The 9,076-nt window shown below is 44.7% G+C and carries 8 protein-coding genes; 3 read left to right on the top strand and 5 right to left on the bottom strand.

The window, feature by feature from the left end; genetic code table 11:
• Positions 1 to 49 precede the first annotated feature (49 nt).
• On the bottom strand, positions 50 to 2,374 hold the full coding sequence (locus HMPREF0673_RS00240) for a DUF3472 domain-containing protein (protein WP_007896694.1): 2,325 nt from the start codon (positions 2,372 to 2,374) through the stop codon (positions 50 to 52).
• Positions 2,375 to 2,386: 12 nt separating this feature from the next.
• A complete protein-coding gene (gene mltG, locus HMPREF0673_RS00235; protein ID WP_007896693.1) occupies positions 2,387 to 3,439 on the bottom strand; it encodes an endolytic transglycosylase MltG in 1,053 nt (350 codons plus the stop codon).
• A 172-nt stretch (positions 3,440 to 3,611) separates the two neighbouring features.
• Between mltG and HMPREF0673_RS00230 the strand changes: the two genes are divergently transcribed.
• Positions 3,612 to 4,259, top strand: coding sequence for an HAD family hydrolase (locus HMPREF0673_RS00230; protein ID WP_007896692.1), 648 nt, complete (start codon positions 3,612 to 3,614; stop codon positions 4,257 to 4,259).
• 29 nt (positions 4,260 to 4,288) lie between these two features.
• Here the strand turns inward: HMPREF0673_RS00230 and HMPREF0673_RS00225 are convergent, their stop codons facing one another.
• The 3 genes from HMPREF0673_RS00225 to mtaB all read right to left on the bottom strand — a co-directional run bounded on the left by HMPREF0673_RS00225 (position 4,289) and on the right by mtaB (position 7,629).
• Positions 4,289 to 5,047 carry a gliding motility protein GldB-related protein gene (locus tag HMPREF0673_RS00225; RefSeq protein WP_007896691.1) on the bottom strand — a complete coding sequence of 253 codons (759 nt, stop codon included), beginning with the start codon at positions 5,045 to 5,047 and terminating at the stop codon, positions 4,289 to 4,291.
• Between the two features lie 176 nt (positions 5,048 to 5,223).
• Positions 5,224 to 6,252, bottom strand: a complete 1,029-nt coding sequence (locus tag HMPREF0673_RS00220) for a glycosyltransferase family 2 protein (protein ID WP_007896681.1) — start codon at positions 6,250 to 6,252, stop codon at positions 5,224 to 5,226.
• A 9-nt stretch (positions 6,253 to 6,261) separates the two neighbouring features.
• Entirely contained in the window at positions 6,262 to 7,629 is a 1,368-nt protein-coding gene (gene mtaB / locus HMPREF0673_RS00215) for a tRNA (N(6)-L-threonylcarbamoyladenosine(37)-C(2))-methylthiotransferase MtaB (protein ID WP_007896679.1), read from the bottom strand.
• Positions 7,630 to 7,915: 286 nt separating this feature from the next.
• Here mtaB and HMPREF0673_RS14440 point away from each other — a divergent pair, with 286 nt between their 5' ends.
• Both HMPREF0673_RS14440 and HMPREF0673_RS00210 read left to right on the top strand, forming a co-directional pair.
• Positions 7,916 to 8,080, top strand: a complete 165-nt coding sequence (locus HMPREF0673_RS14440; RefSeq protein ID WP_007896677.1) for a hypothetical protein — start codon at positions 7,916 to 7,918, stop codon at positions 8,078 to 8,080.
• Positions 8,081 to 8,199: 119 nt separating this feature from the next.
• Positions 8,200 to 8,883, top strand: coding sequence for a M15 family metallopeptidase (locus HMPREF0673_RS00210; protein WP_007896675.1), 684 nt, complete (start codon positions 8,200 to 8,202; stop codon positions 8,881 to 8,883).
• The last annotated feature ends 193 nt before the right edge of the window (positions 8,884 to 9,076 follow it).

The raw sequence follows: 9,076 nt of genomic DNA, 5'->3' as shown, positions 1-9,076 counted from the left end.
TATTTATATTGGGAGTTTTGACACGCCCTCTTAATCATATTCACACAAATTACTTTGTCAGGTATTTCTTTCCGTTCACAATAACTATTCCGCGAGTGCCCTGCTCTACTCGCTGTCCACTGATATTATAACGTGCAGCATCAGAAGGGATGTCGCCAGTTATAGACACACTATTGATAGCAGTCATTGGCTTCAGATCAATGTCCTTAACCACACGACCCTTAATCTCTATCGGCTGACTCTCATAATAGCTATAGTAGCCATCTGCCCAAGCTGTGAGCTGATAAGTTAAGTCGGTTCTATCAACATTAATAGTGTAGTAGCCAAATTCGTCGGTAGTGGCATCGTACACCTTTTCCGAACTACGCAGGTTTACGGTTGCACCATTCACGGGCTTGCCATTGCAGGTTACTCTGCCTGAGAGCGTCGACTTTATGCTTTTACCCGAACAAAGGTCGACTTCATAGATACGGAGCCAAGGACCATCCGTTGCTGTTGTTTGGCGTATTACTATCTTGAAGTAGCGAATATCCACCGATACATCGAGTAGCTTGCGGAATTCGGACTTTGTAGGAGCAGCATCATCGCTACAAAGCAGAGTCCACTTGCTATTATCGGTAGATCCGTATATATCGTAAGCTTTTATAAAACGAGTGGGATCGTCACCCATCTTAAACTGGAAGCCGCCGACGTTATTAATGGTTTTCATATCAACAACGATTGTATGTGGCAGCGTTGCCGTACCACCCCTCCACTGCGGATGCCAGTAGGTATTATCGTCGCCGTCTACAATCTGCTGAGCACGTCCGTTGGTGCCCTCGCCGGATGTCTCCTCACTCGACTTCTCTATCACAGTCCAGCCTTTCTTGTCTAAGAGGTTCTGCGTAAAGAGTTCGTCTTCCGTGGCACGATCAATTTCTTTCTGTATAGCCTGACGCACACGAAGATCAAGCGGAGCGATATCAATAGTATCCACTACCGTGTTATCCGTTGCAAGACTCACAATCGAAGCCGTCTGCTTTGTGGAAGTATAGCCACCTGTCTGCATGAAGAATGTACGATCAGAAGCGTTTTCGGTAACACCCTGTCCGTAGTCGGCACGTGCTCCATCTTCTTTTCCGCCGTCGGTGTGTCCGAAACCAACACTGTTGAAGTTGTACCACTTACCCGTAGCACGAGCACGTCCGTAGCCATTGCGATAATAAGCTTTACGCGAAGCTTGACCATTTGTCCACACATAGTTTTCGAGGAACGAATACCAGGTGCTGAAATATGTAGACGAATTGCGCTTACGCACCGTTGCCATATACTGCCAGCCTTTGCCGTCCAACGCATTGAACCATGTAGAAACGAGCATATTGTGCTGCTCATGCACCACGGTTTTGCCGTTCTCAACAGTGGTGTACGAGGTGGTTTCGGGGCGACAGTTGGTGATAAACTGCACGTATGTGCCAGGTGTCCAATAGTTGCCGCGACGATATGTCTGCACACCTGTACCCTCATTGCCGAAGCGGTTCACCGTTGTCTTCTCGTCCCAATCAACAGCTCCTGCACGCAGATGTTCCGGCAGATTGGGGTCTTCGTCGGTTGAACCATCATCCCACATAGAGAAGAGCACGTCGTGACGTGGCTCGCCATCTACATAGCCATTCATCTGTATGCCCATATAGCCATTGAGCGCACCTATCGCCTCGGCGTATGTGCCAACGAGGTCAGACTCCGCAGGTATCATTATCTCCTCAAACAGCCAGTCGTAGCCGTCGCCAGAAGGAGCACCCGATGCTGTTGAATGCCAGTTGTTGAGATGCACTGATGGCGACGACAGATAATTGGCTGCATACGAAGCCTCATTGGAAGAAGTAGAGAACTTGAAACGACTGATGTTATTTATGGCATTACAGCCGGAGATGCACTCGAGTTTATATCGATAATAAGCTGAGCGTGTGAAGGTTATGTCGCCCATACCAATCTCCACGTCTCCTCCAAGAAACGGACCTTTCGCACTGAACTCCTTTGTATAAAGAGGTGTGGCAGGCGAATCGGGGTCGGTAACGGTGAGTCGGAATTTTGCAGTCTGCAACGCCTTGACGTTAAGTTTCAGAGTGTTTGAAACGGTAGCTGCAGGATGATGGAAATAATAGACGGCACAAACGGAGGTTGAGGTCCAGGCAGAAAGCGTGTTGTTCATCTGCGGCCGACCGCTGGAGTTGAGCGCTTCGCCAGGCATATTGATACCCGATGCACCTACCGTTCCGTCGGTTGTCTCTACATAGCCATGTGCAGCCGATAATTCTGTTTCAATTGCATGAACCTTCGAGCTGAATGTCTGGGCAGACAAGACGGCACAAAGTAAGAGTGTTGATAATTTGTTCATTATTAAATCTAATTATTTTATTCCTCTGTCATTAAGCGCATCACTATAACGCTTTGCATTCTGTAAATGCTCATTATAATTGCGTGCGAAATTATGCGTTCCGCTGAAATCTTCCTTAGCACACATGTAAAGATAGTCGTGCTGCACGTGATTGAGCACAGCATCGATGCCTGCTATTGATGGAATACGGATTGGTCCTGGGGGCAGACCCGGGTTGCGGTAGGTGTTGTACGGACTCTTTATATACAGCAAGTTGTTGTATATGCGCTTCAGGTCGAAACGCTTCCATGCGAACTTGATTGTAGGGTCAGCCTGCAGCGGCATTCCTTCCGGATACTCGGCGTTGCGCAACATGAGACGGTTATAGTACATACCGGCTACCATCGGCTTCTCACCGTTATTGGCTGTCTCCTCGTCGACGATGCTGGCAAGCGTTGTCACCTCTACCGGTGTGAGTTTCATTGCCTGTGCCTTCCTTGTGCGTTCGGCATTCCAGAATGCCTTGTTCTCCTTCAGCATACGGTCGAGCAGCTTTTCCACACTCAAATTCCAGTATATATCGTATGTATTCGGAATAAATAGTGCAGCTATTGTCGTGGTGTCATAACCATATTTTTGGCAGACTGTTTCGTCTGTGAGTGCCTTGTAAAGGGCGGTACTGTCCATCATAAGGCGCTTGGAGAGTTCGGCTGCAAGGCGGTCCATAGTACGCACCGACGGCACAACAAGGCTGACTGGTGTCTGCAAGCCGTTCTTCAAGTGACGGAACACCATGAAGGCACCTTCACCCTCACGCACAGCATAGCGACCTGTACGCACGTTGTCGGCATAACCGCTCACCTTTACAAGTGTTTTGAAACCAATCATCGAACTGCTGCTCGACACGCCACTGAGCTTTGTGTAGACAGAGTCGATGTTGTCATCGTTGTCAACATACACATATTGCGTTTCACCTGTCGACGACATGCCGGCAAAGAAGAAACAATAGCCACAAGCTACTACTGCCAACAGGACTACACCAATGATTGTTAGAAACTTACGATTCTTATTCTTTCTCTTTCTCATAATTTAGATTTTTACATTGCTGAAACACTGCAAAGGTAGAGTAAATATGATATATGACAAAAATAAATGCTATGTTTTTAATCGCGCGATTAATTTTATACACCTTTGACTAAAAATACGTACTTTTGTATCGTACAATTTCAATAATCATAATTAATCAAATAACACAAATATGTACGATACATATATCTTCGACTTGGATGGAACTCTACTTTCTACGCTCAACGACCTTGCTGCGAGCTGCAACTACGCACTGGCAAACAATGGTATGCCACAGCGAACACTTGACGAAGTGCGACAGTTTGTGGGCAATGGTGTAAAGAAACTTATGGAGCGAGCCATTCCTAACGGACTTAATAATCCGCTGTTCGACAAGACTTATCAGGACTTCCGACAGCACTACATGAAGCATAATCTTGACACAACATGTCCGTATGATGGCGTGATGGAGATGCTAAAAGAGTTGCACAAACGCGGAAAAAAGGTAGCGGTGGTAAGCAACAAGTTCTATGCTGCCACACAGGAGCTTTGCCAGCACTTCTTCGGCAAAGAGCTCGTACCCGTAGCTATCGGTGAACGCGAGGACATACGCAAGAAGCCTGCTCCAGACACCGTCATAGAGGCTCTGCGACAACTCAACACAACAGCTGAGGGAGCGGTGTATATCGGTGATAGCGATGTAGATATTGACACGGCTCGCAATTCTGGTATGCCGTGTATAAGTGTGTTATGGGGATTTCGCAACAAAGACTTCCTATTGCAGCACGGAGCCACGACTCTTGTAGAGAAACCAGAAGAGATACTAAAAGTAAAAAAGTAAAAGAGTAAAAAAGTAAAAGGATAAGTACCCTACAGATTATTCTCCAGCAATTGCTTTGCCGATAACGAGTTCTTGCGCACATAACGATCTACCTTCTCAACGTATTTTGTTGAGAAAAACTTCTTGTCAAGCAAATTATTCACTATCCACATTATCTTGCCCACATGCAAGTCACGTTCATACTGCGAACGAACCTCATAGTCCTTGAGCGGATAAATACTGAGCATGTAGAAGAACATACAGTCTGGCACTATGTGCTCACGTGTCATCTGAGCACGCTGTGCTTCAGTGTAGAAACGGTCGTAAAGCGGATAATACTCACCAAGATACTTGTCAAGCGAAATACCAATAGAATTATTGCCGACAACCACACTCTGATCAAGAGCACCTATCTGTAAGTAAACTGTCGGAATAGAAACATTGGGAGATAGCTTGCGCAATCGGTCAAAGGCTTTATTCAGTTGCTTACTGATATCTGACACACTAGCATACTGCACCTCTGCTTCAGTGATGATAATCTGAAGAGTTGTATCTTGGTAGAACTGTAAAAACTTTGAATTGATGCCAGGGTCATTAACCTCTCCCAATCGCAACACATCTTCTATCAAGGTGCGTGTCTCCATGGGATACTCGATGTTCATCTGCTGAAGTGCAGAGAAATCGCCAGTGGTGAGATAACGACTTTCAAGACGGTCATAACGCTGAATCTCAATCAACGTTGTCTGACTGCCTTCGCCAAATTGTTTCAGTTTCAACTCACAAGCTGTAGAAACAAAAACAATAGTCATTATTATTATAATGTATAGTTTTCTCACCCTTTTACTATCCTTCTATTAACGAACTGTTAAATGTTTTTTGCAAAAATAGTAAAAAAGGTTTTAAAAGCCAAGAAAATCATCTAAAAAAGTTAAACAGCAGACCCTTTTCCGCTGTTTAACTATAAAATTATCATAAAAATAAGCTCTTATCGCTCGTTTTTCAGATTTTTATATGTATGCACACCATGAGCATAATACTGCCAAAGCAGACTATATGGCTTGCGCATAACATCCATCTGCGACACACGTGATGCCTGTATTGCCACACGGTCGGCATCAAACTGGTTACGCCATGCCTTGAAAGCTTGCCTGCCACGAATCACTGCCTTGAATTCGCTAAAATTTCGATCGAGGATGAGCGACTTGAAAGCTGCTACATAATCAAGCCAACAACGCACACGCATCACATGGCGCAACTCTGCTTCTGGCAGATTCTTATAGAGCATCGTAAGATTGTTGCGGAAGTTAAGGAAGGTCTTCATCGGATTACCTTTGGGCAGTGTGCCGCCTCCAACGTGGAACACCCGACTCTGAGGCACACAATATATCTTTCTACCCAAGTTGCAAAGACGCCAACAGAGATCAATTTCCTCATTGTGAGCAAAGAAGCGTCCGTCGAGACCATCCACACGCCAATAGTCGGCACGGCGTATCATCAGACAAGCACCTGTTGCCCACATCACCTCGCACACATCATCGTATTGTCCCTCATCTTTCTCTACAGTTTCAAAGAGTCTGCCACGACAGAACGGATAACCATAGCGATCAATGTAACCTCCACTGGCTCCTGCATACTCGAAAAGTGTTCTGTCGTGCTCGGCAAGCAGCTTAGGCTGGCAGGCTGCAGCTTCAGGATGCCTGTCCATAAAGTCGATGAGTGTGTCGAGCCAACCTTCCGTCACCTCTACATCACTGTTGAGCAATACATAATATTCATACTCCACTTGCCGCAGTGCACGATTGTAACCTTCCGCAAAACCATAATTGCGATCAAGAACAATAGTACGCACTGTAGGAAACTTCTTCTCAAGAAGCGCAAGCGAAGCATCGGTCGAAGCATTGTCTGCTACAACAATGTCAGCAACAGCCTCAGAATATTGCAACACAGATGGCAAGAAACGACGTAGCATCTGCTCACCATTCCAGTTCAATATCACGATTGCTACTTTCTTCATTCTATATCATTATAATAGTTCAACTTGCAATGCAGACTTGTCGCGATTAAACTCGCCCATCCTTACACGCAGTATCTGATTATCATACTCTTCCTTGGCAAGCTTTGCCGGCAACTCCACACGAACATAGTTGGAAGTGAAACCATGCATAGCCTTGCCACGCGCAGCTTTTTCAAACAGCACTTCCTGTTCTGTACCAATATAGCGTGCATAGAACTCAATACGCTTCTGCTCACTAAGATCAAGCAGTCGCTTACTGCGCACTTTCTTCTCTGCATCGTCAACCACATAAGGTATGCGCAATGCCGCTGTGCCGGGACGTTCGCTGTACGGGAAAACGTGCAATTGTGTCACATCCACATCGTCAAGAAACTCGTAGCACTCCTCAAAGCACTCTGGTGTCTCACCACGACAGCCAACCATTACGTCAACACCTATGAACACATCTGGCATCTTTTGCCTAATAAGTTCTATCTTGTGAGCAAAGAGTGCCTTGTCATAACGGCGATGCATCAACTTCAATACCTCGTCCGATCCACTTTGCAATGGTATATGGAAGTGAGGCATGAACGCACGGCTCTGCGAGCAGAAATCAATCAGCTCATCACTCAACAGGTCTGGTTCCATACTGCTTATACGATAGCGTTCGATTCCCTCCACCTTATCAAGTGCCTTACACAGGTCGAGGAAACTCTCACCTGTCGTTTTACCGAAGTCGCCTATATTCACGCCAGTGAGCACAATTTCTTTACCTCCTTCACGCGCAGCCTCTTCTGCCTGTGCAACAAGCGAAGCTATAGTCGGGTTGCGCGAGTTGCCACGTGCGTATGGTATTGTACAGTAGGTGCAGTAATAGTCACAGCCGTCCTGCACCTTGAGGAAATAGCGTGTACGATTACCGCGAGAACATGAAGGCGCAAACGACTTTATCATCTTCGTCTTTACTGAATGATACTCGTGTAGCGACTCTACCTTTCCATCCTCATTGAGCTCTGCAGCCGACTCCTTAGCGGTCCATGCATCACTCAAGAATTGTATCAGATTGGCTTTCTCGTCTGAACCGAGCACAAGGTCAACACCCTCTATCTTACTCACCGACTCCGACTCCAATTGTGCATAGCATCCTGTGACAATCACAAAAGCACCTGGATTGTTGCGTACAAGACGATGAATAGCTTGACGACACTTATGATCTGCCACTTCCGTAACCGAACAGGTGTTCACCAAACATATATCCGCCACATCACCTTCGCCAGCGATACGCACACCTAAGTCGGCGAGCATCTTACCAAAAGTGGATGTCTCAGAGAAGTTCAGTTTGCAACCTAAAGTGAAGTATGCTGCCTTTTTATTTTGAAAAACAGATGTATTAATCATTATACCTTATAATATATATATTAAGCGAATACAAAGGTAATGAATTTTCTGTTTTGTTCGCGCACAAGAGGTCTAAAATCATTAAAATTTAGCTCTTTTCTTAAAACCTAAAAGCATTAACATTTATTCACTATTCGTATCTCATTGATTATCAATACATTCCGAACACGTTACAAAAAGAGCAAAAAAAAATCATAAAAAGTTGTACGTAGTATTGAAAAAATATATACCTTTGCAATGTTTTAATAAACAAATGATTGTTTTACAGATTTAAAAAGCAAAGAAAATGAAGAAATTAGTTTTGATGTTCGTAGCTATCGCAGCTATCTCTTTCGCATCTTGTGGTAACAAAACAGCTGCTACTGACGCAACTGTTGATACAACAGACACAACTGCAGTTGACACAACTGCTGCTGACACTGTTGCAGCTGACACAACTGTTGCTGAGTAATTATAGCTCGAACAACGAAAAGAGAAAATTAGCCACTGGCCTCAGGCCGGTGGCTTTTTTGTTTATACACAATCCCCCACTCCTTACAACCTATTTATAATTCATTTCGTAACTTAAATATGAAAACAATATTATTCGCCCTATCTCTATCCTTCATCTCTATAACAACAACAGCACATCAAACTAATGTCAACACCACAACATCTCAACACCTCAACACCTCAACATACTTTACAGCCGAGCCTATCAGTGAAGCGGTTTTCAAGCGTATGCAAGGCAAATCTTACAAAGCCAATTGTACGATACCACGCACAGAGCTGAGATATATCCGAGTTCTACACTACGGATTTGATGGCAAGGTAAAGTCAGGCGAACTGGTATGCCATCAAGACATTGCTGACGACCTTATAGAAATATTTCAGGAGCTATACAAAGCCCATTACCCCATCGAACGCATACAACTCATCGACGACTATAACGCAGACGATGAACAATCGATGCTTCATAACAACACCTCATGCTTCAACTACCGACGCGTATCTGGTTCTAAAACTCTCTCTTATCATAGTCAGGGTAAAGCCATCGACATCAATCCACTATACAACCCGTGCGTAAAACGATTACGCAATGGCAGTACATCTGTTTCTCCTAAGACAGGACGTGCATACTCCAATCGCTCTAAAACGTTCAAGTATAAAATTGATCACAACGATTTAGTTTACAAACTTTTCAAGAAGCATGGCTTCACATGGGGTGGTGATTGGAAATCGCTAAAAGATTATCAGCATTTTGAAAAGAAATAGCCTGTTTAGGTTTTACTTATATGAGAGTCTGCAGAAAAATGAAGTAGGTGAAAAAATCTACCATATCTTCCAGTAGCGACGCAGCCAATTGGCTATGAAGTGGTTAAGGGCTGGAAGATGCAGGTTGTATCTACCAGGATTTGAGCATATCTTCCATCAAACCATAGGAGGGTATAGCATCCTTGCTATACCC

Origin of the sequence: Leyella stercorea DSM 18206, assembly GCF_000235885.1 — a bacterium.
In the GTDB taxonomy this organism is placed as follows: domain Bacteria; phylum Bacteroidota; class Bacteroidia; order Bacteroidales; family Bacteroidaceae; genus Prevotella; species Prevotella stercorea.
The sequence above is the reverse complement of the archived record's forward strand: the minus strand, read 5'-3'. Positions and strand labels throughout refer to the sequence as shown.